General features: G+C 68.2%; 20 protein-coding genes. 9 read left to right on the forward strand and 11 right to left on the reverse strand.

Going from position 1 to position 22049, the window contains the following annotated elements:
• Positions 1 to 4 precede the first annotated feature (4 nt).
• The 4 genes from ABIC28_RS26470 to ABIC28_RS26485 form a co-directional block, all read right to left on the reverse strand.
• Complete coding sequence (locus tag ABIC28_RS26470; RefSeq protein WP_097211417.1) at positions 5 to 439, reverse strand: DUF4233 domain-containing protein; 435 nt, start codon at positions 437 to 439, stop codon at positions 5 to 7.
• The gene (gene folC / locus ABIC28_RS26475; protein WP_097211418.1) at positions 436 to 1872 is read right to left on the reverse strand and encodes a bifunctional tetrahydrofolate synthase/dihydrofolate synthase; all 1437 of its coding nucleotides are present in this window, start codon (positions 1870 to 1872) and stop codon (positions 436 to 438) included. Before folC ends, ABIC28_RS26470 begins: the two co-directional genes overlap by 4 nt.
• Positions 1869 to 4520 carry a valine--tRNA ligase gene (locus ABIC28_RS26480; RefSeq protein ID WP_373560249.1) on the reverse strand — a complete coding sequence of 884 codons (2652 nt, stop codon included), beginning with the start codon at positions 4518 to 4520 and terminating at the stop codon, positions 1869 to 1871. The genes folC and ABIC28_RS26480 overlap by 4 nt, the downstream gene beginning before the upstream one ends.
• 74 nt (positions 4521 to 4594) lie before the next feature.
• Positions 4595 to 5206, reverse strand: coding sequence for a GNAT family N-acetyltransferase (locus ABIC28_RS26485; RefSeq protein ID WP_354581706.1), 612 nt, complete (start codon positions 5204 to 5206; stop codon positions 4595 to 4597).
• A gap of 34 nt (positions 5207 to 5240) precedes the next feature.
• Between ABIC28_RS26485 and ABIC28_RS26490 the strand changes: the two genes are divergently transcribed.
• Both ABIC28_RS26490 and ABIC28_RS26495 read left to right on the forward strand, forming a co-directional pair.
• On the forward strand, positions 5241 to 5567 hold the full coding sequence (locus ABIC28_RS26490; protein WP_245220978.1) for a DMT family transporter: 327 nt from the start codon (positions 5241 to 5243) through the stop codon (positions 5565 to 5567).
• Positions 5564 to 5947: a DMT family transporter gene (locus ABIC28_RS26495; protein WP_097211421.1), complete on the forward strand. Its 384-nt coding sequence runs from the start codon at positions 5564 to 5566 to the stop codon at positions 5945 to 5947. Before ABIC28_RS26490 ends, ABIC28_RS26495 begins: the two co-directional genes overlap by 4 nt.
• Here ABIC28_RS26495 and ABIC28_RS26500 read toward each other — a convergent pair.
• Positions 5933 to 7546: an HNH endonuclease signature motif containing protein gene (locus ABIC28_RS26500; protein WP_354581709.1), complete on the reverse strand. Its 1614-nt coding sequence runs from the start codon at positions 7544 to 7546 to the stop codon at positions 5933 to 5935. The genes ABIC28_RS26495 and ABIC28_RS26500 overlap by 15 nt on opposite strands.
• Positions 7547 to 7693: 147 nt before the next feature.
• Between ABIC28_RS26500 and ABIC28_RS27285 the strand changes: the two genes are divergently transcribed.
• Positions 7694 to 8827: a nucleotidyltransferase family protein gene (locus ABIC28_RS27285; RefSeq protein WP_502945072.1), complete on the forward strand. Its 1134-nt coding sequence runs from the start codon at positions 7694 to 7696 to the stop codon at positions 8825 to 8827.
• Between the two features lie 9 nt (positions 8828 to 8836).
• Positions 8837 to 9838 (forward strand): zinc-binding dehydrogenase, encoded by a 1002-nt coding sequence (locus ABIC28_RS26515; RefSeq protein WP_209926816.1) that lies wholly within the window; start codon positions 8837 to 8839, stop codon positions 9836 to 9838.
• A 25-nt stretch (positions 9839 to 9863) separates the two neighbouring features.
• On the opposite strand, the gene ABIC28_RS26520 is transcribed toward ABIC28_RS26515, so the two are convergent.
• Positions 9864 to 10868, reverse strand: coding sequence for an iron-siderophore ABC transporter substrate-binding protein (locus tag ABIC28_RS26520; protein ID WP_097211426.1), 1005 nt, complete (start codon positions 10866 to 10868; stop codon positions 9864 to 9866).
• A 105-nt stretch (positions 10869 to 10973) separates the two neighbouring features.
• Between ABIC28_RS26520 and ABIC28_RS26525 the strand changes: the two genes are divergently transcribed.
• The 5 genes from ABIC28_RS26525 to ABIC28_RS26545 all read left to right on the forward strand — a co-directional run bounded on the left by ABIC28_RS26525 (position 10974) and on the right by ABIC28_RS26545 (position 17098).
• Positions 10974 to 13286, forward strand: a complete 2313-nt coding sequence (locus ABIC28_RS26525) for an FdhF/YdeP family oxidoreductase (protein WP_354581711.1) — start codon at positions 10974 to 10976, stop codon at positions 13284 to 13286.
• Positions 13286 to 14110: a formate dehydrogenase accessory sulfurtransferase FdhD gene (gene fdhD / locus ABIC28_RS26530; protein ID WP_209926820.1), complete on the forward strand. Its 825-nt coding sequence runs from the start codon at positions 13286 to 13288 to the stop codon at positions 14108 to 14110. Before ABIC28_RS26525 ends, fdhD begins: the two co-directional genes overlap by 1 nt.
• A gap of 120 nt (positions 14111 to 14230) precedes the next feature.
• Positions 14231 to 16414: an MMPL family transporter gene (locus ABIC28_RS26535; protein WP_420030231.1), complete on the forward strand. Its 2184-nt coding sequence runs from the start codon at positions 14231 to 14233 to the stop codon at positions 16412 to 16414.
• Between the two features lie 20 nt (positions 16415 to 16434).
• On the forward strand, positions 16435 to 16665 hold the full coding sequence (locus ABIC28_RS26540; protein WP_354581714.1) for a YgaP family membrane protein: 231 nt from the start codon (positions 16435 to 16437) through the stop codon (positions 16663 to 16665).
• 28 nt (positions 16666 to 16693) lie between these two features.
• On the forward strand, positions 16694 to 17098 hold the full coding sequence (locus ABIC28_RS26545; RefSeq protein ID WP_097211430.1) for a DUF302 domain-containing protein: 405 nt from the start codon (positions 16694 to 16696) through the stop codon (positions 17096 to 17098).
• On the opposite strand, the gene aroQ is transcribed toward ABIC28_RS26545, so the two are convergent.
• From aroQ to tig, 5 genes are all read right to left on the reverse strand, one after another.
• Positions 17078 to 17539: a type II 3-dehydroquinate dehydratase gene (gene aroQ, locus ABIC28_RS26550; RefSeq protein WP_354581716.1), complete on the reverse strand. Its 462-nt coding sequence runs from the start codon at positions 17537 to 17539 to the stop codon at positions 17078 to 17080. The two genes, ABIC28_RS26545 and aroQ, sit on opposite strands and share 21 nt — an antisense overlap.
• A gap of 96 nt (positions 17540 to 17635) precedes the next feature.
• Positions 17636 to 18916 carry an ATP-dependent Clp protease ATP-binding subunit ClpX gene (clpX, locus tag ABIC28_RS26555; RefSeq protein WP_077042099.1) on the reverse strand — a complete coding sequence of 427 codons (1281 nt, stop codon included), beginning with the start codon at positions 18914 to 18916 and terminating at the stop codon, positions 17636 to 17638.
• A gap of 312 nt (positions 18917 to 19228) precedes the next feature.
• Positions 19229 to 19891, reverse strand: coding sequence for an ATP-dependent Clp protease proteolytic subunit (locus ABIC28_RS26560; protein ID WP_027499880.1), 663 nt, complete (start codon positions 19889 to 19891; stop codon positions 19229 to 19231).
• Between the two features lie 46 nt (positions 19892 to 19937).
• Positions 19938 to 20582, reverse strand: coding sequence for an ATP-dependent Clp protease proteolytic subunit (locus ABIC28_RS26565; protein WP_257017433.1), 645 nt, complete (start codon positions 20580 to 20582; stop codon positions 19938 to 19940).
• A gap of 91 nt (positions 20583 to 20673) precedes the next feature.
• Positions 20674 to 22029, reverse strand: a complete 1356-nt coding sequence (gene tig, locus ABIC28_RS26570; RefSeq protein ID WP_097211538.1) for a trigger factor — start codon at positions 22027 to 22029, stop codon at positions 20674 to 20676.
• Positions 22030 to 22049: the final 20 nt, after the last annotated feature.

Raw genomic sequence — 22049 nt, forward strand, 5'->3', positions numbered from 1 at the left:
GGGGTCAGTCCCGCTGGCCAGGAAGCAGACCCTGTTCGATCCGCTCGGTGAGGTCCCGCTTGAGATACAGCAGGTAGGCCCACACCGCACCGAACAGCAGTCCCACCGCGCCGATGGCGGGGTGCACCGCGAAACCGGCGATCAACGCCGCCTGCAGCGCGAAGTTGTACCCCATCGCCCACGGCCTGCCCTGGACACCGCCGCCGAGAATCATCAGCAGCGCGAGTCCGACCAGGTAGACGCCGGACAGCCAGGTGATGCCGCCGCCAACGGTCGCCACCACCGGCAGCGCCAGCAGCACCACGATCGCCTCCAGGATCAGGGTGCCCGCGCAGACCCCGCGGAAGCCCTTCCACGGGTCGTTCACCGGCGGACGGAAGCGCGGAGCGCCACCCTCCGCGTCACCTTCGGGTGTGCTCGATCCCTCGGGAGTACTCACGCCGGGTCCTTTCCGAACAGGGTGCGGGCCACGCCAGCGGTGACCACCGAACCGGTGACCACGACGCCCGCCCCCGATACAGCCTCACCGGGCTCGGCGACCTCCTCGGCCAGCCCGATGGCTGTCTCGAGCGCGTCCGGGAGCGTCTGTGCCACCACCACGCGTTCGTCGCCGAACCGGGCCACCGCCAGGTTGGCGAGTTCCTCGACGTCCATGCCGCGCGGAGATCCGTTGTGCGTCACGACGATCTCGTCGAACACCGGCTCCAGCGCGGTCAGGATCCCGGCCACGTCCTTGTCCGCCATCACCGCGACGACGCCGACCAGCTTGCGGAAGTCGAACTCCGCGACGAGCGCGGCGGCCAGAGCCTTGGCCCCGTGCGGGTTGTGCGCGGCGTCGAGGAAGACGGTGGGCGCGCTGCGCACCCGCTCGAGGCGCCCCGGGTTGGTCATCGAGGCGAAGCCCTCCCGGATCGCGTCGACGTCGAGCTGGCGGTCCGCCCCCGCCCCGAAGAACGCTTCCACCGCGGCGAGCGCGAGCGAGGCGTTGCGGGCCTGATGTTCGCCGTGCAGGGGCAGGAAGATGTCGCTGTAGACCCCGGACAGGCCTTGCAGTTCCAGTTGCTGTCCGCCGATCGCGATCCGGCGGGCGAGGACCTTGAACTCGGATCCCTCGCGGGCCACCGCGGCGTCGGCCTCGACGGCCCGGCGCAGCAGCACCTCGGTCACCTCCGGCGTCTGCTCCGCGAGGATCGCGACGGTGTCGCGCGGCACCAGCGACTCGGGCGCCTTCTTGATGATCCCGGCCTTCTCGGCGGCGATCCCGGCGATGTCACTGCCGAGGAACTCGACGTGATCGAGCCCGATGGGGGTGATCACCGCCACCTGACCGTCGATGACATTCGTTGCGTCCCAACGGCCGCCGAGCCCGGTCTCCACGACCGCGACATCCACCGGCGCCTCGGCGAAGGCCGCGAACGCCATAGCGGTGAGCACCTCGAACTTGCTCATCGCGGGGCCACCCGCCGCCTGGGACTGGGCGTCGATCATCTCGACGTACGGCAGCAGCTCACGGTAGGTGTCCACGTACAGGCGAGGCGAGATCGGCTTGCCGTCGATGCTGATCCGCTCGGTCGCCAGCTGCAGATGCGGGCTGGTGGTCCGCCCGACCCGACGGTGCAGGCGCGTCATCAGCGCGTCGATCATCCGGGTGACCGAGGTCTTCCCGTTGGTGCCCGCGACGTGGATGGCCGGATAGCTGTGCTGCGGCGAGCCGAGCAGGTCCATCAGGGCCGCGATGCGGGCGGTGGAGGGCTCGATCTTGGTCTCGGGCCAGCGCTGGTCGAGTTCGGCCTCGACGAGCGCCAGCTCGGCCAGATCGACGGGCGTGGGCTGCGATCCCCCGTCCCACTTCTCGGGCGTCTCGGCGTTCACGCCTGACCCTTCAGATCCATCGCCGCGAGCCGGGCGGTGATCCGCTCGACCTCCTCCGCGGCCAGGGTCTGCCGGGCACGGATCTTGTCGACCACGTTGTCCGGCGCCTTGCCGAGGAACGCCTCGTTGGACAGCTTGGCCGCGGTGCCCGCGAGCTCCTTCTCGGCCGCCGCCAGGTCCTTCTCGAGGCGCTTGCGCTCGGCGACCAGGTCCACGGTGCCCGAGGTGTCCAGCTCGACGGTGACGGTGCCGCGGCTGAGCCGCACCTCCAGCGAGGCCGTCGCGCTGAAGTCGTCGGCCGGATCCGTCAGCTTGACCAGCGAGGCGACCGCGGCCTGTTTGCCGTCCAGGTCGGCCTCGGCGATCCCGCTGAGCCTCGCCGCCACCTTCTGGCCGGGGTTCAGACCCTGATCGCTGCGGAACCTGCGGATCTCGGTGACGAGCCGCTGGACGTCCGCGATGCGCTGCGCGGCAACGGCATCGGCGGCCTCACCGGTCGCGGTCGGCCACTCGGAGATCACCACCGACTCCCCGCCGGTCAGCACCTTCCAGAGGGTCTCGGTGACGAACGGCATCACCGGGTGCAGCATGCGCAGCAGCGCATCGAGGACATTGCCGAGCACGGCCTTGGTGCCCTCGGCCTCGGAGCCTGCGAACTGCACCTTGGCGAGCTCGAGGTACCAGTCACACACCTCGTCCCAGGCGAAGTGGTAGAGCGCGTCGCAGGCCTTGCCGAAGTCGTAGCGGTCGAACGCGGCGTCGACCTCGGCCTGGACCTGCTCGAGCCGGTCCAGGATCCAGCGGTCGGCGTCGCTGAGCTCGGCGGGCAACGGCGCGGGCGCCGCGCCGTTCATCAGGGCGAACTTCGTGGCGTTGAACAGCTTCGTGGCGAAGCTGCGGGAGGCCTTCGCGTGATCCTCACCGACGGAGAGGTCGCTGCCGGGGTTCGCGCCGCGGGCCAGCGTGAAGCGCAGCGCGTCGGCGCCGAACTCGCGCACCCAGTCCAGCGGGTCGATGCCGTTGCCCTTCGACTTCGACATCTTCTTGCCGTGCTCGTCGCGGACCAGACCGTGCAGGAAGACGTCCGTGAACGGCACCTGCGGACCGGTCTTGCCCTCGCCCGCGGTGATCGCGTCGTCCTCGGAGACGAAGGTGCCGAACATCATCATCCGGGCCACCCAGAAGAACAGGATGTCGTAGCCGGTAACGAGAACGCTTGTGGGGTAGAACTTCTCGAGCTCCGGGGTCTGCTCCGGCCAGCCCATCGTGGAGAACGGCCAGAGTCCGGACGAGAACCAGGTGTCGAGGACATCGGGGTCCTGCTCCCAGCCCTCGGGCGCGGTCTCGTCGGGTCCGACGCAGCGGACCTCTCCCTCAGGGCCGTACCAGATCGGGATGCGGTGACCCCACCACAGCTGGCGCGAGATGCACCAATCGTGCATGTTGTCGACCCAGCCGAACCAGCGCGGCTCCAGGCTGGCGGGGTGGATCGTGGTGTCGCCGTTACGGACCGCGTCGCCCGCGGCCTTGGCGAGCTCCTCGACCTTGACCCACCACTGCAGCGAGAGCCGCGGCTCGATGGACTCACCGCTGCGCTCGGAGTGGCCGACGCTGTGCAGGTAGGGACGCTTCTCGGCGACCACACGACCCTGCTCGGCGAGCGCCTCGCGCACCTTCACGCGGGCCTCGAACCGGTCCATGCCGTCGAACTGCGTTCCGGTATCGGCGATCTTGCCGGTCTTGTCCATGATCGTGGGCATCGGCAGGTTGTGCCGCAGGCCCATCTCGAAGTCGTTGGGGTCGTGCGCGGGGGTGATCTTCACCGCGCCGGTGCCGAACTCCGGGTCAACGTAGTCGTCGGCGATGATCGGGATCTGCCGGCCCGTGATGGGGTGCTCGAGGGTGGTGCCGAGCAGGTGCTGGTAGCGCTCGTCGTCGGGGTGCACGGCGACCGCGGTGTCGCCGAGCATCGTCTCCACACGCGTGGTGGCGACGATGACGTGCGGCTCGTCGTCGTTCAGGGAGCCGTAGCGCAGCGAGACCAGCTCGCCCTCGACGTCCTCGAACTTGACCTCGATGTCGGAGATGGCGGTCTGCAGCACCGGCGACCAGTTGACCAGGCGCTCGGCCCGGTAGATCAGTCCCGCGTCGTACATCCGCTTGAAGATGGTCTGGACGGCGCGCGAGAGGCCCTCGTCCATGGTGAACCTGTCGCGGCTCCAGTCGACGCCGTCGCCGAGTCTGCGCATCTGGCCGCCGATGGTGCCGCCGGACTCGCGCTTCCAGTCCCAGACCTTGTCGATGAACAGCTCGCGGCCGAAGTCTTCCTTCTTCTTGCCGTCCGCCGCGAGTTGCTTCTCCACCACGTTCTGGGTGGCGATGCCCGCGTGGTCCATGCCGGGCAGCCAGAGCACCTCGTAGCCCTGCATGCGCTTACGTCGCGAGAGCACGTCCATCAGGGTGTGGTCGAGGGCATGGCCCATGTGGAGGCTGCCGGTCACGTTCGGCGGCGGCAGCACGATCGAGTAGCCGGGCTTGTCACTGGTCGGGTCCGCCGTGAAGTAGCCGGCGTCCACCCAACCCTCGTACAATTCCTGCTCTACCGCGCTGGGGTCCCAGCTCTTCGGGAGGGCGTCGGCGGGGTTCATGGGGTCCTGCGGCACGGCACTGGTCACCCGGTGATTCTAGAGAACCCGCGGGGTCCCCCGACACCGCCGTCCGGTCAGCGAGGCGCCCGCCACATCGCCCACAGCGTCGGGCCGCCGTTCGGGATGACGATCTCGCCCGTCACCTCGAAGCCGAATCGCTCGTAATAGGGGACGTTCGACTCCTTGCTCGACTCCAGATAAGCGGGCGCGTGCTCGGCGTCGCACCGGGCCAACCGGGAGTTCATCAACGCTGTGCCGTGACCAGCGCCACGCGCCGAGGGGTCGGTGCCGATGGTGCTGAGAAACCAGTGCGGCTCTTCCGGGTGCGCCTTCTCGATCGTCCCGGCGAACTCCGCCCCCGCCATGATCCGGCCACCGAAGGCGCGGATCAGTCCGGGCAGCGCGCGCAGCTGGCTCAGCGCCGACTGCCGCCAGCGTCCCGGCGGGTCCCACAGGGTTGCCCCGGCCACCGACCCGTCCGACGCGAGCGCCACCTCGACGCCGCCGAGCGGAAAGTGATGGTGCCGGATGAGCGTCCCGAACATGTGCGGCAGCCCCGCGCGGCGCGAGCCGACATCCGGCCACAGCCATTCCGTGACCGGGTCGTCATCGAAGGCCGCGGCCAGCACGCGTCCGGCGGCGGGGACGTCGGAGGGGGCGGCGGGTCGAACCGTGACGGCGGCCATGCCGCGACGCTACCGCCCCCGATACGTTGTAGCCATGACGATGGCATGGGTGTTTCTCTCGGTGGCCATCTGCGCGGAGGTACTCGCGACGAGCCTGCTGACCCGGACGGAGGGCTTCCGGCGGCCCGGCCCGACCGCGGTGGTCCTCGGCCTCTACTGCGTGGCGCTGTACTGCCTGTCGCAGACCCTGCGCACCCTCGATGTCGGTGTGGCGTACGCGGTCTGGGCGGGGGTGGGCACCGCCGCGATCGCCGCCATCGGGATGCTGGTCCTGCGCGAACCCCGGTCGGCCGGCCGAATCCTCGGCATCACCCTGGTGGTGGCGGGCGTGGTCGCGCTGAATCTCGGCGGTGTCGGATGAGCGACCGCGTACGGGCGTGGGCCTTCCTCGCCGCCGCGATCACCTGCGAGATCCTGGCCACGGTGTTCCTCGGCAGCACCGAACAGTTCAGTCGACCGCTGCCCACGATCGCCGTTCTGCTCGGCTACGCCACCTCGTTCGCCTGCCTGGCCCAGGCACTGCGGTCGCTGCCGGTGAGCCTGGCGTACGCGCTCTGGTCCGGGATCGGGACCGCGACGGTCGCGGTGATCGGCATCGCGTTCCTCGGCGAACAGGCATCCGCTGCGAAGTTCCTCGGGCTCGCGCTGATCATCGCGGGCGTGGTGATCCTGAACCTGCGGCAGCCGGCGCCCGAGCTGGGGGCGGAATCCGGAGCCCCTGTCGCCTCACGGGAAGAGTGAGGGCGTGCTGCCCGATCGTGTTGTAGATGTGCATGATCGCGCCGGCGAGCATGTCGTGACGCCAGAGGCCCGCGGTTTGAGTTGATGGTGCAGCGTGCACAGGCATTGGAGGTTGGCGAAAACGGTCCAGCCACCAAGGATCGGATCAGCTCTGTTGAACGCGACGACGTGATCGATCTGGCAGTCCGCGGCGGCGATCAGGCAGTCCGGGTGTCGGCAGGTGCCATCGCGGAGCCGAACGGCGGCGGCGAGTAGGTCGCTCGGCCGGTAGGTCAGCGCGCCCGGTGGCGGCTTTGTGAATCCGCCGTGGCCGTCCGGGAACGCGGTAACGAGATCCGCAGGGTCGTTCAGGATGGTGCGGAACAGGCCGTCGATGGCGTCGGCCGGTGAGATGACACCGGGATGCGGGAGCTTGCGGACCGGAAGCGCGGCCGCCCCCGCGGGCAGGATCCGACTCCTGAACACGAGCAGGCCGGATCCGGCGGTCGACTCGTGCTGCTCGTCGGGCTCGGCCACGGCCGCGCGGCACGGATCTGGCGGGTCGGATGGATCTGGCGGGTCGGGTTCGCGCGCTTCGGGTTCCGCCCCGATGCCGGGTGGCAGGTGGTCCGGTTCCGCCGTGGCACGTTCCTCGGTCGATTCGGTCACGCCATCGGTACCGTCACCGCCGACGATGTTGTCGCACTGCAGGCGGTCGAGCGCCTGCCTGGCGCAGTCGATGATCGCCTGCCAGGTCGCATCCTCGGCGATGGCACGGGCCTGGCCGGCATCCAGATAGCCGTAGCCCTCCAGATAGGCCGGGTTGTCGGCCAACCCGAGCAGCGTCTCCAGCCCGCACGAGATCGTCAGATTCACCTGTGGGGCGGCAGGTTCACAGTTGCGGGTGGCCGCGCAGTCCTGGTCGCCACACTCGCAGGTCAGGGCCCTCCCACCGTGCATCAAGACCATGAATGCGTCCGCACACCGGACGTCGAGGGGACGCGGATCGGCCCGGCACGCCGTCTTGGCGACCTTCACAATCAGCCCCGTGACCGCCGTCAACTGAGTCGCCGTCAGCGTCACCGACAGGACGCCCATCCCGTGGGGCAGACGGCGGGAGCGAACCTTGCGCTTGGCTTCGGCCTCCTCGCGGGCGCGTTGCGCCCATGCGGCGTCGTCCTCGATCAGCATCCGGGCGATCTCGATTCCGAGTGGGGTCGGTGCGAGTCGTCGCGCGGCGGACAGGATGTCCGAGTCCAGGCGCAGCACCGCAGCAGCGGTGGCCTTGCGGGTGTGCTCATCGATCACCCGGATCTTCGCCAGAGACACCTCGCCAGCAGCGAAAGCGCCCCGAATCTCGGGCATCCGTTCGAGGGTGAACCCGAGCCGCATCAGCGACGACACCGACCTGAAGGTGCTCGACAACGCCAGCGCGACCTCCGCGAGCGCAGACCGCTCCGCCTGCTCGGTGTCGAACCCGGCACCGGGAGCACGATGGTCGAAGGTGCCACGAGAGCTGGTGTAGTCCATGATCTGCGCGATCAACCGGGCCGCCGCCGCGTTCTCGGCGCGGGAGGTCTCGGAGATCGCGTCGAGAAGAATCCGCTCACGATCGGTCACTGCCGAAGCTGACACTCCAATCACCCCCCCGGAGACTCTATTCGATCATATGTTCGAGTTTACTCGGGAATGGCCTGCACGCAAGGGGTTTGAGGAACTCGAGAACAAACGGACCCATCGCCATCGACTGTGCGGTCGAATCAAGGAATGTGGATTCGATGGAGCGGCCTGACGATCGACTGCACGGACCCGATCCGATTGGCCGGATTCCGGGGAGCCTTACTTGATCGTGAGGCGCTGCCGGGCCTGCCCGGATGGATCGAGCTCACCCCACGGCATGAACACGAGCCACGCATCAATTTGCAGCCGGTCCCCGAACCCAAGTCCGGGAAGGTCCGCATCAATCTGGATGTCGCCGTCGACGACTTCCACGCCGCGGTCGAACGCGTCATCGCCCTCGGCGGCCGCGACACCGGTGAACGCCACGAATACCCGGAGGGCGTTGCGTGGTGCTCACGGATCCCGAGCGGAATGAGTTCTGCGCCGTCCAGTACTACAACTAGAGCGACACACCCCGCGCCGAGTGCCGGGTTCGCAAACGTCCAAGGCACCCCAGGGAAACGGTTGGCACATGAACAGAGCGCGGCGAATAGCGTTCGTCAGCTACCTCGTGGACTGGGTCAGAGTGACCCTAGAGAACGATCATGCGAGAGTGAGGCCATGGGCTCGTCCACCGACAAGGAGCGACTCCTCGGGATCGTGCTCGCAAATCCCGTGGCCCGAACGATCCTCGATCGTGCACCCGATCTCGGGATGAGCGACTGGTATCTCACGGCCGGTGGGGTCTTCCAGACGGTCTGGAACCACCTCGACGGCCGCGATCTCCTGGCAGGCATCAAGGACTACGACCTCTTCTATTTCGACCGGGCGGACCTCGGTTACGCGGCCGAGGACCGAATGATCAGGCAGGCGGAGACCCTGTACGGCGACGTCGAGGCGGCAGTCGAGCTGCGCAACGAGGCGCGGGTACACCTGTGGTACGAGGATCGATTCGGTGTCCCTGGCGTCCCCTTCACGAGCTGCGCGGACGCGATCGACCACTTCGCATCCACCACCTGCTGCGTGGGGATCACGCGCTCCCCCACCGGGGAGTTCCAGGTCTACGCACCCCACGGCCTCGATGATCTCTTCAGCATGGTGCTGCGCCCCAACCCGATCCTGGCCCCGCGGGAGGTCTACGAGGCGAAGGCGGCCCGATGGCGGCGGGAATGGCCAGGGCTGACGGTCGTTCCCTGGCCGGGCGGACCCGCATCCCGCCTGTGCGGAGCCGATCGGGACTAGCCTTCCCACATGCGCGCAGTCGTGATCACCAAGCACGGGGACGCCGACGTCCTCGAGGTCCAGGAACGTCCATCGCCGGCGCTCCGCCCCGGCGCGGTCCGCATCGACGTCCGGGCCGCGGGCGTCAACTTCGCCGACGTGATGGCCCGACTCGGCCTGTACGCCGACGCCCCGCCGCTGCCGAGCGTCGTCGGCTACGAGGTCGCGGGCACGATCAGCGAGGTCGCCGCGGATGTCGTCGGCCTCGCCGTGGGTGACCGGGTGGTCGCGGGCACGCGGTTCGGCGGCTACGCCGAGCAGGTGTGTGCCGACGCCCGAGACGTGATCGCGCTGCCGGACTCCTTGAGCTTCGAGCAGGGCGCCGCCATTCCCGTCAACTACGCGACCGCCTGGGCAGGCCTGGTCGGCTACGCGAATCTCCGTGCGGGAGAGCGGGTCCTGATCCAGGCCGCGGCGGGTGGCGTCGGGATCGCGGCGACGCAGATCGCCAAGCACGTCGGCGCCGAGGTCTACGGAACCGCCTCGCCAGGCAAGCACGACGCCATCCGTGGCTTCGGCGTCGACGTGGCGCTGGATTACCGGAAACGAGGGTGGGACAGCGAGCTTCCGCCGATGGACGTGATCATGGACGCGATCGGCGGGGAGTCATTGCGGCGGAGCTACGGCCAATTGCGTCCCGGCGGCAGGCTCGTCGCCTTCGGGGCCAGCTCGGTGGTCGCGGGCGACAAGCGAAACCTGTTACGGGCGGCACCGCAGGCCCTGCGCATGATGCGGGGCTTCAATCTCATCGACCAGATGAGCGAGTCCAAGACGGTGATCGGCCTCAACATGCTGCGACTGTGGGACGACCGCGGCACGCTGGAGCCGTGGATCACCCCGCTGCGCGAGCTGATCGAGAACGGCGTCGTGGCACCCGTGGTGTCCGACGCCGTCCCGTTCGCCGACGCGCCAGAGGCCCATCGAATCCTGACCGAGCGTCGCAACGTCGGAAAGGTCGTCCTGGTCCCCTAGCGCGTCGGGCGAACTCTCGCCAGGACTACTTCGTGAGCAGCGGAGCGATCCGCGGCGGGATGTTCTCCAGCGCGTACGGCAGCGACAGCACGGTGCTCCAGGTCATCGCCTCGGCGGCCTCGTCCTCGAGGATGATCGTGCGACCGTCCTTGACGACGTTCAGCTCCTGATAGACCGGCGTCTTGTCGAGCTCGGCCCGCAGCTTGTCGCCGTAGCCGCCACCCGCGTACCAGACCAGCAGGTCGGCGTCGGCGAGCGAGAGCTGCTCCGTGCTGATCGGGGCGAAGTTCGTGGTCGTGATCTGCTGCGTGACAGGCGGATTCACGAAGCCGAGTTCGGTGAAGAAGCGGACCTTCGGGTCCTCCGGGCCATAGACGCCGAACTGGCCCGGACCCTTGAGCGCACCCACGATCACCGTCTTGCCCGCGAACGCCGGGTTGGCGGCCGCGACATCGGTGAACTGCTTCTCGACGGAGGTCACCAACTCCTTCGCCTTGTCCTGCTTGCCGAGCGCCTCGCCGATGATCCGGGTCTGGTCCTGCCACGGCACGCCGTAGTCGGCGAACTCCTTCGGCTGCGCGACCGTCGGCGCGAGCGCGCTGAGCTTGTTGTACTGGTCCTTGGTCAGGCCCGAGTAGGTGCCGATGATCAGGTCGGGGTTGGTGGCGGCCACCTTCTCGACGTCGATCCCGGTGTTCGCGCTGCCGATGATCGCGGGCGTCGCCCCGGCGAGCAGATCCTGCGCCCAGGGCCACACTGCGTTCGGGTAGTTGCCGTACCAGTCGAAGACGCCGACCGGGGTGGAGCCGAGCGCCAGGATCGCGTCCTGGTCGTTGTATCCCACGCTGACCACGCGCTGCGGGTCGAGCGGGACCTGGGTCTCGCCGTACTTGTTGCCGATGGTCGCGCCGGTGCCCGAGGAGGCCGAACCTCCGTCACCGTCGCTGCTGCAGGCAGCGGCGAACGCGAGCAGCGCGCCCGACGTTCCGATCAGAAATCCCCGCCGCGTCAATCTACCGACGTCTGCCATCGACTCTCCTCCATCGTCACCAAAGCTAGGTAAGGCTAGCCGAAATAGTAGGCAGAGTGGGTCACCTCGCTTTCGGCGGGCCCGTGACGGGGCCACTATGTAGGCATGACTCGCAAGGGACCCGAACGCGACATAGACGAATCCGAGCTGGTCGTCACGCACAGCAAGGACCACGCGGCGGGAGTGCCCGCGGTCCTCGTGTCCCTGCAACGCGGCCTCGAGCAGATGGGCGCCGTCCGCACCGCCCGGACCCTGGCCAGGCTCAATCAGCGACACGGGTTCGATTGCCCCGGCTGCGCCTGGCCCGAGACGCCGGGGCACCGCAAGCCCGCGGAGTTCTGTGAGAACGGCGCCAAGGCCGTTGCCGAGGAGGCGACGCTGCGCACAGTCGGTCCCGAGTTCTTCTCCGAGCACTCGGTGGCGGAGCTGGCCGAGAAGACCGACTACTGGCTCGGACAGCAGGGGCGCCTCGCGCACCCGATGGTGCTCCGCGAGGGCGCGACCCACTACGCGCCGATCGAATGGGACGAGGCCTACCGGCTGATCGCCGACCACCTGCGCGCGCTGCCCGGCCCCGACGGCGCCGTGTTCTACACGTCCGGCCGCACCAGCAACGAGGCCGCGTTCCTCTACCAGCTGATGATCCGCAGCTTCGGCACCAACAACCTGCCCGACTGCTCCAACATGTGCCACGAATCGTCCGGCAGCGCGCTGACCGAATCGATCGGCATCGGCAAGGGTTCGGTGACGGTGCCGGACCTCGAGTACGCCGACCTCATCCTCATCGCAGGCCAGAACCCCGGCACCAACCATCCCCGGATGCTCTCCACGCTGGAGAAGGCAAAGGGGAACGGCGCCAAGATCATCGCGGTCAATCCGCTGCCCGAGGCGGGGCTGCGCCGGTTCAAGGACCCACAGAAGGTGGGCGGCGTGATCGGGCGCGGCGTCGACATCGCCGACGAGTTCCTGCAGATCCGCCTCGGCGGCGACATGGCCCTGTTCCAGGGGCTCGGGCGGCTGCTGCTCGAGGCGGACGACGCGGACCCCGGCTCGGTGGTGGACCGCGCCTTCGTCGAGCAGCACTGCGCGGGTTTCGCCGAGTACGAGAAGAACATCCGCGCAGTCGATCTCGACGTCGTCCTCGAGGCCACCGGACTCACGATGACGCAGTTGCGCGAGACCGCCGACGCGATGGCCTCTTCCGAACGGACGATCGCATGCTGGGCGATGGGCCTGACCCAACAGACGCACGGGGTCGCGACCATTCAGGAGATCACCAACCTGCTGCTGATGCGCGGCATGATGGGCAAGCCCGGCGCGGGCGTCTGCCCGGTGCGTGGGCACTCGAACGTCCAGGGCGACCGCACGATGGGTATCTGGGAGAAGATGCCGGACTCGTTCCTCGACGCGCTGGACCGCGAGTTCTCGATCGTCAGCCCCCGAAAGCACGGCTGGGACACCGTCGCCGCCATCCGCGGCATGCGTGACGGCAAGGGCTCCGTCTTCATGGCGATGGGCGGGAACTTCATCCGGGCCACCCCGGACACCGAGGCCACCGAGGCCGCACTGCGTTCGTGCGCGCTGACCGTCCAGGTCTCGACCAAGCTCAACCGCTCGCACGTGGTGACCGGGCGCACCGCGCTCATCCTGCCGACGCTCGGCCGCACCGACAAGGACATCCAGGCCGGCGGGAAACAGATGGTGTCCGTGGAGGATTCGATGTCCATGGTGCACCTCTCGCGGGGCAACCTGACACCCGTCAGCGATCAGCTGCGCAGCGAGGTCGCAATCGTCTGCGAACTCGCCGAGCACCTGCTCGGCGCCGACCACTCGGTGCCGTGGGCACAGTTCAAGGGTGACTACGACCGCATCCGCGATTCGATCTCGCGGGTGGTACCCGGCTGCGAGAACTACAACGAGCGGGTCCGGCGGCCCGACGGGTTCCAGCTGCCGCACCCGCCGCGCGACCGGCGCGAGTTCCCCACCAGCACCGGCAAGGCCAATTTCACCGCGAGTCCGCTGCAGTGGTTGCCCACTCCCCCCGGCCGGCTGATCCTGCAGACCCTGCGCAGTCACGACCAGTACAACACCACCATCTACGGGCTCGACGACCGTTATCGCGGTGTGAAGGGCGGCCGCAAGGTGATCTTCGTGTCCGCGGCCGACCTCGCGGAACTCGGCATCGCCGACGGCGCCGCCGTGGACATCGTCTCCGAGTGGACCGGCCCCGACGGCGTGCTGCAGGAGCGCCGGGTGCGCGACTTCCGGGCCGTCCGGTACAGCACCCCCAAGGGCAATGCCGCCGCCTACTACCCGGAGACCAACCCCCTCATTCCGCTCGATCACGTTGCCGCGAAGTCGAATACGCCGGTGTCCAAGGCGGTGCTGGTACGGCTCGAACCGGCGGGGGCGCACTGATGGGTCGGGTCACCGCGCGCCGCCCGGTGCTACGGATCACCGGTGGCGCCACGGTGCGCAGACCGGACAGCCTGGCCGTGGAGGAACCGCTGGAGATCCGGATCGGCGGCCGATCGCTCTCGGTGACCATGCGAACCCCAGGGGACGACATCGACCTGGTGCACGGGTTCCTGCTGGGCGAGGGCATCATCGGATCGGCGTCCGACGTCTCGGTCATCCGGTACTGCGACGGTGTCGATGCCGATGGCGCCAACACCTACAACGTGCTCGACGTGGCGCTCGCTCCCGGGGTCCCGCCGCCGACCGGCGCCGATCGCCAGTTCCTGACCACCTCGGCATGCGGCGTCTGTGGCAAGGCCTCGCTCGAGGAGGTCCGGGTGCGCTCGCGCTACGACCTCACCGCTCCCGACCCCGTGGTGACGCCGTCGACCCTGGCGTCCATGCCTGTGACCCTGCGCGCGCGGCAACGGGTCTTCGACTCGACCGGCGGCCTGCATGCCGCCGGACTGTTCACCGCCGACGGCGCCCTGCTCGCGATTCGCGAAGATGTGGGCAGACACAACGCCGTCGACAAGGTGCTCGGCTGGGCGTTGACCGCCGACCGGGTGCCGCTGCGCGAGGCGATCCTCGTGGTCAGCGGGCGCGCTTCCTTCGAACTCGTGCAGAAGGCCGTGGTCGCAGGCGTCCCGGTGCTGGCCGCCGTCTCCGCCCCGTCGTCGCTCGCCGTCGATCTCGCCACCGAGTCCGGTCTGAGCCTGGTCGGGTTCCTGCGCGGCGAGACCATGAATGTCTACAGCGGCGAGGCCCGGATCAAGCCGGCCTGACGCCGCACCCGACCGCCCGCCCACCCCTGTGGCGCTTCTCGCATCCTACCTAGATACCCCCTAGGGTATGGTCGACTCATACCGAGCAGATACCCACCAGGGCATATCGAGGAGATTCGCATGACCAGCAACACGGCCGAGGTGGACAAAACCCGGGCGGTGAGAGCGGGCGGCGACGGCCCGCCGCCGATCGCATCGACTGGGGGACTCCTCGGCCGACTGGGCGCGGCGATGGTCGGACGCGCCCGGTGGGTGTTCGGCATCTGGCTGATCGCCCTGGTGGCGCTCGGCGCCGCCGCGCCGTCGGTGTTCACCTCGCTTGCCGGCGCCGGCTGGCAGGCCAACGGCTCGGAATCCGTGCAGGTCCGCGAGCTCGCGCAGGAGCACTTCGGTGGGAACTCCTCCGCCGCGGTGCAGGTCGTCGTGCACTCGGACACGCTCACGGTCGCCGATCCGCAGGTGCAGCAGGTCCTCGCCGACGCCACCGCGGTGTTCGCCGATGATCAGCGGTTCGGCGAGGTCATCGCCCCGCAGCCCGGCATGTCGATCAGCCCGGACGGGCACACCGGCATCCTGATCGCGGGCGCGAACGCGGGCACCGACGACATGGTCAAGGCCGTCGACGAGCTCAAGGGCGAACTGGGCGCACTGTCCACGAATGAGATCGAGGTCTACCCCACCGGCGCGTCCGCGCTGTGGAGCGATTTCAACAAGGCCAATCACGACGCGATGATCCAGGCGGAGATGCTCTCCTGGCCGGTCACGCTCGCGATCATGGTGCTGGCGTTCGGGTCGCTGGTTGCGGCGGGACTGCCGCTGTTGCTGACCATGGCGGGCCTGATCGCCTCCGCGGGCGGGCTGGTCCTGCTCAACACGGTCACGCCGATCTCCGTGTGGGCCATGAACTTCGCAATGATGTTCGCCCTCGCGCTCGGCATCGACTACGCGTTGTTCATCGTGTCGCGATTCCGGGATGCGCTGAGCAAGAGCGGCGACCCGCGCGCGGCGGTCGCCGAGACGATGGACACCGCGGGCAAGGCCGTCGTCCTCTCGGGACTGACCGTGCTCGTGAGCCTGTCCGCGGTACTGCTGGTACCGGCGCCCGCGGTCCGGACGATGGCCGTCGGCATCATGCTCGCCGTCACCTTCGTTCTCGCGGCCACGCTGACCCTGCTCCCCGCCGTGCTCGGCAAGCTCGGCACCAAGGTCAACGCAGGCGCGCTCCCGTACGCCAAGCGGCAGCAGCACCGCTCCCCCCGCTTCGCCGCGTGGGGCAACCTCCTGCACCGCCGCCCGTGGCCGTTCGCGATCGGCTCGCTGCTGATCCTGATCGCGCTGTCCCTCCCGGTGCTCGGCCTGAAGGTCGCGATGCCGTCGATCGAGGTGGTCCCCTCCGACGCGCCGGTCCGGCAGGGCTACGAACTCGTCCAGGAACAGCTGGGTGAGGGCGCGCCAGGAATGCTGCAGATCATCGCCCCTGCATCGGAGGCCGAGGCCACGGCCGGCGCCGCGGCCGCCGTCGACGGAATCGCGATGGTCACCCCGCCGCAGCCGGCGATCGACGGCTCCGACCACGTGATGCTGCAGGCGATACCGGGCGTCGACCCCTCCGACGAGTCGATGGGTTCGATCCTCACCCAGCTGCGGTCCGAGCTGCCCGAGCAGGCCATGGTCGGCGGCGCACCTGCCGAGAACCTCGATCTGCAGCAGGCGCTCAACGACTACCTGCCGCTGATCGTCGGCATCATCCTGGTGCTCGGGTTCCTGCTGCTGCTGGTCGCGCTGCAGGCCCCGCTGATCGCCATCCTTGGCACCGTGGTGAGCCTGCTCTCGACCGCCGCCGCGTTCGGCGTCGCCAAGCTGATCTTCCAGGACGGACACGGGGCGGGCCTGCTCGGCTTCACCCCGCAGGGCTTCCTGGACGGATGGGGGCCGGTGTTCTTCTTCGCGATGATCTTCGCCATCGCGATGGACTACACAGTGTTTCTGCTGTCCACCGCGAAGGAACACTACGAGCGATCCGGCGATCCGAAGGTCGCGCACGTGGACGGCCTCGCACACTCCGGCCGGGTGATCGCCGCCGCGGCGGCGGTGATGGTCGCGGTGTTCTTCACCTTCGCCCTCGCGGATCCGCTTCCGCCGAAGGAGATGGGCATCATCCTGGGCGTCGCCGTCCTGCTCGACGCGGTCCTCATCCGCCTGGTCCTGCTGCCGGTGCTGCTGCGACTGACCGGGCACGCCGCCTGGTGGTCGCCCGCCTGGCTGCGCAGGGTGCTGCCCGACATCAGCTTCTCGCACGGCTGACCCCAGAAAGGAGATCCCCCATGGCTACATTTCCCCGCCACCGCGGATGGACGGTCGAGCGGCTGGTTCCGCTCCTCGCAGGCACCATGGTGCTGCTCAGCGTCGCGCTCACCCTCGCGTTCTCGTCGTGGTGGCTGATCCTCACCGGATTCGTCGCCGTGAACCTGCTCTTCTATGCGACCGTCGGATGGTGCCCGGCCAGCCTGCTGATGCAACGGCTCGGTATCAGACGACTCGACGAACCCGCGTGAACACCCCGATCCAGAACGGAGACAACTCATGAACCTGGCGCTCTCGACGACACTGCAAGCCTCCTTCGCCGATGCGGTCGAAAGGACCCGAAAGGCCCTACAGGAACAGGGCTTCGGCGTGCTCACCGAGATCGACATGCGCGCGACGCTCAAGGCGAAGCTCGACGTGGACATGGAGGACTATCTGATCCTCGGTGCGTGTAACCCGCCGCTGGCGCACCGCGCGGTCACCATCGACCGGCAGATCGGATTGCTGTTGCCGTGCAACGTGATCGTTCGCTCCGATCCCGATACCGACGGCACCGTCATCGTGGAGGCGATGAATCCCGAACTGATGGTGCAGGTCACGGGCGAACCCGCGCTCGAGGCCGTGGCCGAGGAGGCGGGCGCCCGCCTGCGGGCCGCGATCGCCTCAGTCGGCGACGCCTCCTGACCGCCGTTGTCGACAGATCCAGTCGACGGCAACGCGGTAGCCCTCCGGCCCGAGGCCGCACACCACGCCGTCGACGACCGACGACACGAGGGACCGGTGCCGGAACTCCTCGCGACCGTGGATGTTGCTGATGTGCACCTCGACCACCGGCACCCCGAGCGTGGCGATGGCGTCGCGCAGCGCCACGGAGGTGTGCGTATAGCCACCCGGATTGATCACCACACCCGAGGCCCAATCGCGGGCCTCGTGGATCCAATCAATCAGTACGCCTTCATGATTGGACTGGCGCGCATCGATCTCACGGCCGTACTCGGCGGCGACCACGCGGCACATGGCCTCCACGTCGTCGAGGGTGGCGAACCCGTACACCTCGGGCTCGCGCTGCCCGAGCAGATTCAGGTTGGGTCCGTTGAGCACGAGGATCGAGCCTTCGGTCGCCATACGGGTCACGCTAGCTCGCGAACGACCCCGACAGACGGAGAACGGCCGGTGGGAATCCCACCGGCCGTTCTCCGTCTGCTGTTGTCGTTGTGCTGATTACGCCGACTTGTCGCGACGTTCCGGCCGCTCGGGCTTGCGCGGGACGATGGTCGGCAGCACGTTGTCGTTGACCGTCTCGGCCGTCACGACCACCTTGGCGACGTCGTCGCGGCTCGGGATGTCGTACATCACCGGCAGCAGGACCTCTTCCATGATGGCGCGCAGGCCACGGGCACCGGTGCCGCGCAGGATCGCCTGATCCGCGACGGCCTCGAGCGCGTCCGGGGAGAACTCGAGTTCCACCCCGTCCATGTCGAACAGCCGCGTGTACTGCTTGACCAGAGCGTTCTTCGGCTCGGACAGGATCTGCACGAGAGATTCCTTGTCCAGGCTGGTCACCGAGGCCACGACCGGGAGACGGCCGATGAACTCCGGGATCAGGCCGAACTTGATCAGGTCCTCGGGCATCACCTCGGCGAAGTGATCCTGGGTGTCCAGCTCGGCCTTGGAACGCACCTCCGCCCCGAAACCGATGCCGCGCTTGCCGACCCGATCGGAGACGATCCGCTCGAGACCCGCGAACGCGCCCGCAACGATGAACAGCACGTTGGTGGTGTCGATCTGGATGAATTCCTGATGCGGATGCTTGCGCCCACCCTGCGGGGGCACGCTCGCCTGGGTGCCCTCGAGGATCTTCAGCAGAGCCTGCTGCACACCCTCGCCGGACACGTCCCTGGTGATCGACGGGTTCTCGCTCTTGCGGGCGATCTTGTCGACCTCGTCGATATAGATGATGCCGGTCTCGGCGCGCTTGACGTCGTAGTCCGCGGCCTGGATCAGCTTGAGCAGGATGTTCTCGACATCCTCGCCGACATAGCCCGCCTCGGTGAGTGCTGTCGCGTCGGCGATGGCGAACGGAACGTTCAGCATCTTCGCCAGCGTCTGCGCGAGGTAGGTCTTGCCACAGCCTGTCGGGCCGAGCATCAAGATGTTCGACTTGGCCAGTTCCACGGTCTCGCCGCGGGCGTCGCGACCCTTGTCACCGGCCTGGATGCGCTTGTAGTGGTTGTAGACCGCGACCGCGAGCGTGCGCTTGGCCGCGTCCTGACCGATCACGTAGTTCTCGAGGAAGTCACGGATCTCGGCCGGCTTGGGCAGCTCGTCGAGCTTGACCTCGCTCGACTCGGCCAGCTCTTCCTCGATGATCTCGTTGCACAGGTCGATGCACTCATCGCAGATGTAGACCCCTGGTCCCGCGATGAGCTTCTTCACCTGCTTCTGACTCTTGCCGCAGAAAGAGCACTTCAGCAGGTCGCCGCCGTCACCGATGCGTGCCATCTCGTCAGGTCCCTACTTCCTTCTCAGCGTGGTGACCATCCCCCGCCCGAGCGTGTGAGTCGTCGCGACCCACATCCCTGGGCGGACAAAAGCCCCTGATGTGACCGTACCCGTAGTTTCGGAACGAGGTCGACCAGTTGCCGATGATTTGACTCGGCGCGCAGCCGAGGTGAAACTCCGACGACCAGTGCCACCCCGATTCCGACCGGGGGTTCCAGCCTGACCGGTCGGCTCCCCGACACGCAACATCCGAACGAACGCGGCGTGTCGCGGAGCCCGACCGTCTTCTGTCGACCCGGAGGCCGACGACCGCTACTTCTGGGCGGAGAGCTTCCGGTACTCCAGCACGTCGTCGATGATCCCGTACTCCTTGGCCTCCGCGGCCGTGAGGATCTTGTCGCGATCGGTGTCCTTGCGGATCACCTCGGCGTCCTTGCCGGTGTGCTTGCTCAGCGTCGACTCCATGAGCCGGCGCATCCGCTCGATCTCGGCGGCCTGGATCTCCAGGTCGGAAACCTGGCCTTGGATGCCGCCCGTGGACGGCTGGTGGATCAGCACGCGCGCGTTCGGCAGTGCCAGACGCTTGCCGGGGGTGCCAGCCGCGAGCAGCACCGCCGCCGCCGACGCCGCCTGCCCGAGGCACACGGTGGTGATGTCGGCCCGGACGTACTGCATGGTGTCGTAGATCGCCATCAGCGAGGTGAACGAGCCACCGGGCGAGTTGATGTACATGGTGATGTCGCGATCGGGATCGAGCGACTCGAGCACCAGCAGCTGCGCCATCACGTCGTTCGCCGAGGCGTCGTCGACCTGCACGCCGAGGAAGATGATGCGCTCCTCGAAGAGCTTGTTGTACGGGTTCGACTCCTTGACGCCGTAGCTGGAGTGCTCGATGAAGGAAGGCAGGATGTAGCGCGACTGAGCGCCGGCCGGTGCCTGGCCGCCGAGTGCACGGGGATCGAAGAGGTTGGTCATCAGTTCTCCAAGATGGTGTGGACGGGAGGTCGGGGGCGGTGGCGGGTCAGTTGCCCGCGCCGCCGGCCTGCCGTGCGCGGGAGACGACGTGGTCGACGAAGCCGTACTCGAGCGCCTCGGTCGCCGTGAACCAGCGGTCCCGGTCGGAGTCCGCGGTGATCTGCTCGACCGTCTGGCCCGTGTGCTCGGCGATGAGCTGAGCCATCTCACGCTTGGTGTGCGCGAACTGCTCGGCCATGATCGCGATGTCGGACGCGGTTCCGCCGATGCCTGCGGACGGCTGGTGCATCATGATCCGCGCGTGCGGCAGGGCGTAACGCTTGCCCTTGGTTCCCGCCGAGAGCAGGAACTGGCCCATCGAGGCGGCCAGACCCATGCCGAACGTCGCGATGTCACACTCGGCGAACTGCATGGTGTCGAAGATCGCCATGCCCGCGGTGACCGAGCCGCCGGGCGAGTTGATGTAGAGGGAGATGTCCCTGGTCGGATCCTCGGCCGAGAGCAACAGGATCTGCGCGCACAGCTTGTTCGCGATGTCGTCGTCGACCTGGGTACCGAGGAAGATGATGCGTTCCCGAAGCAGGCGCTCGAACACCGAGTCGCTGAGATTCAGACCAGAGGTGGCTGAAGTCATGGCGGGGCCCAACGAAGCCCCCGGGTTCTGTGAAGTCACGGTACCTGCCTTCTCCATAACTGAATTCGATGATTCTTGACACTGACACTAACGAACAGGGACGGCCCCGGAGTCCCGGTGCCGTCCCTGTTCGCTATTGGCGTGAAATCTAGCTCTCGTCCGCGGCCTCGGCCTCGTCCGACTCCGGGCTGCCGAACAGCTCCTTGGTGTCGACGGCCGCGCCGGAGGTGTCCGTCACAGTCACCTGGTCGACGACGGTCGCGAGCGCCTTGCCGCGACGGACGTCGGCGAACACGGCGCCGAGCTGACCGGCCTGCTGGACCTGCTGGATGAACTGATCCGGCGAGATGCCGTACCGCTGGGCCTGGAAGATGATCCGCTCGGTCAGCTCCTGCTGGCCGACCTCAGTGCCTGCCTCGTCCGCGATCGCATCGAGCAGCAGCTGGGTCTTCACCGACTTCTCGGCGGCCTCGGTGGCATCCTTGTCGAACTGCTCGCGGCTGGTGCCCTGCGCCTCGAGGAGAGCGTTGAGCTGCTCCTCGTCGTGGTCGAGGCCGTGCACGGCCTCGTGCAGCTGCGCGTCGACCTCGGCCTTGACCACGGTCTCGGGCAGCGGGACCTCGATGGTCTCGAGCAGCGTCTCGAGGACCTTGTCGCGGATCTGGCCGGCCTGCTCGACCTTGGCGACCCGGCCGACCCGCTCGCGCAGGTCGTCCTTGAGTGCGTCGAGGGTGTCGAACTCGCTCGCCAGCTGGGCGAACTCATCGTCGGCCTCGGGCAGCTCGCGCTCCTTGACGGTGCCGACGGTGACCGTCACGACGGCCTCCTTGTCGGCGTGCTCACCGGCGACGAGCTTGGTGGTGAAGTCCTTCGACTCGCCGGCCTTGAGCCCGACGATCGCCTCGTCGAGACCCTCGATCAGCTGGCCCGAGCCGACCTCGTGGGACAGGCCGGACGCGGTCGCCTCCGGGACGGCCTCGCCGTCGATGGCGGCCGACAGGTCGATCGACACGAAGTCGCCGTCCTGGACGGCGCGCTCGACACCGGTGAGGGTGCCGAAACGCTGACGCAGCGACAGCAGCTGCTCGTCCACGGCCTCGTCGGTGATCTCGACGGGCTCGACGGTGACGGCGAGGGTGCTGTAGTCGGGCAGGTCGATCTCGGGGCGGACGTCCACCTCGGCGGTGAACGCGAGCAGCTCACCGTCTTCGATCTTGGTGATGTCGATCTCCGGCTGGCCGATCGCCTTGACGCCTGCGGTGGTCACGGCCTCCGAGTAGCGCCCGGGAAGGGTGTCGTTGACGACCTGCTCGAGCACGGCGCCGCGGCCGACGCGGGCCTCGAGGAGCTTGGCCGGGGCCTTGCCCGGACGGAAGCCGGGGAGACGGATCTGCTGCGCGAGGGCCTTGTACGCCTTGTCGAAATCGGGCTTGAGCTCCTCGAAGGGCACCTCAACGTTGATACGGACCCGCGTCGGGCTCAGCTGCTCGACGGTGCTCTTCACGGACATGCTCCTTCGTGTGG

The organism is Rhodococcus sp. PvR044, from assembly GCF_040548995.1.
Classification (GTDB): Bacteria; Actinomycetota; Actinomycetes; order Mycobacteriales; family Mycobacteriaceae; genus Rhodococcus_G; species Rhodococcus_G oryzae.

Bases quoted from the DNA above. Each gene is read 5' to 3' on its own strand.
- clpX (WP_077042099.1), bottom strand. From the start codon at position 18,916: ATGGCACGCATCGGTGACGGCGGCGACCTGCTGAAGTGCTCTTTCTGC.
- ABIC28_RS27285 (WP_502945072.1), top strand. From the start codon at position 7,694: ATGTGGATTCGATGGAGCGGCCTGACGATCGACTGCACGGACCCGATC.
- ABIC28_RS26525 (WP_354581711.1), top strand. From the start codon at position 10,974: ATGACTCGCAAGGGACCCGAACGCGACATAGACGAATCCGAGCTGGTC.
- ABIC28_RS26535 (WP_420030231.1), top strand. From the start codon at position 14,231: ATGACCAGCAACACGGCCGAGGTGGACAAAACCCGGGCGGTGAGAGCG.
- ABIC28_RS26495 (WP_097211421.1), top strand. From the start codon at position 5,564: ATGAGCGACCGCGTACGGGCGTGGGCCTTCCTCGCCGCCGCGATCACC.
- ABIC28_RS26480 (WP_373560249.1), bottom strand. From the start codon at position 4,520: ATGAACCCCGCCGACGCCCTCCCGAAGAGCTGGGACCCCAGCGCGGTA.
- ABIC28_RS26565 (WP_257017433.1), bottom strand. From the start codon at position 20,582: ATGGAGAAGGCAGGTACCGTGACTTCACAGAACCCGGGGGCTTCGTTG.
- ABIC28_RS26485 (WP_354581706.1), bottom strand. From the start codon at position 5,206: ATGGCCGCCGTCACGGTTCGACCCGCCGCCCCCTCCGACGTCCCCGCC.
- ABIC28_RS26520 (WP_097211426.1), bottom strand. From the start codon at position 10,868: ATGGCAGACGTCGGTAGATTGACGCGGCGGGGATTTCTGATCGGAACG.
- ABIC28_RS26560 (WP_027499880.1), bottom strand. From the start codon at position 19,891: ATGACCAACCTCTTCGATCCCCGTGCACTCGGCGGCCAGGCACCGGCC.
- aroQ (WP_354581716.1), bottom strand. From the start codon at position 17,539: ATGGCGACCGAAGGCTCGATCCTCGTGCTCAACGGACCCAACCTGAAT.
- ABIC28_RS26540 (WP_354581714.1), top strand. From the start codon at position 16,435: ATGGCTACATTTCCCCGCCACCGCGGATGGACGGTCGAGCGGCTGGTT.
- ABIC28_RS26490 (WP_245220978.1), top strand. From the start codon at position 5,241: ATGACGATGGCATGGGTGTTTCTCTCGGTGGCCATCTGCGCGGAGGTA.
- fdhD (WP_209926820.1), top strand. From the start codon at position 13,286: ATGGGTCGGGTCACCGCGCGCCGCCCGGTGCTACGGATCACCGGTGGC.
- ABIC28_RS26515 (WP_209926816.1), top strand. From the start codon at position 8,837: ATGCGCGCAGTCGTGATCACCAAGCACGGGGACGCCGACGTCCTCGAG.
- ABIC28_RS26545 (WP_097211430.1), top strand. From the start codon at position 16,694: ATGAACCTGGCGCTCTCGACGACACTGCAAGCCTCCTTCGCCGATGCG.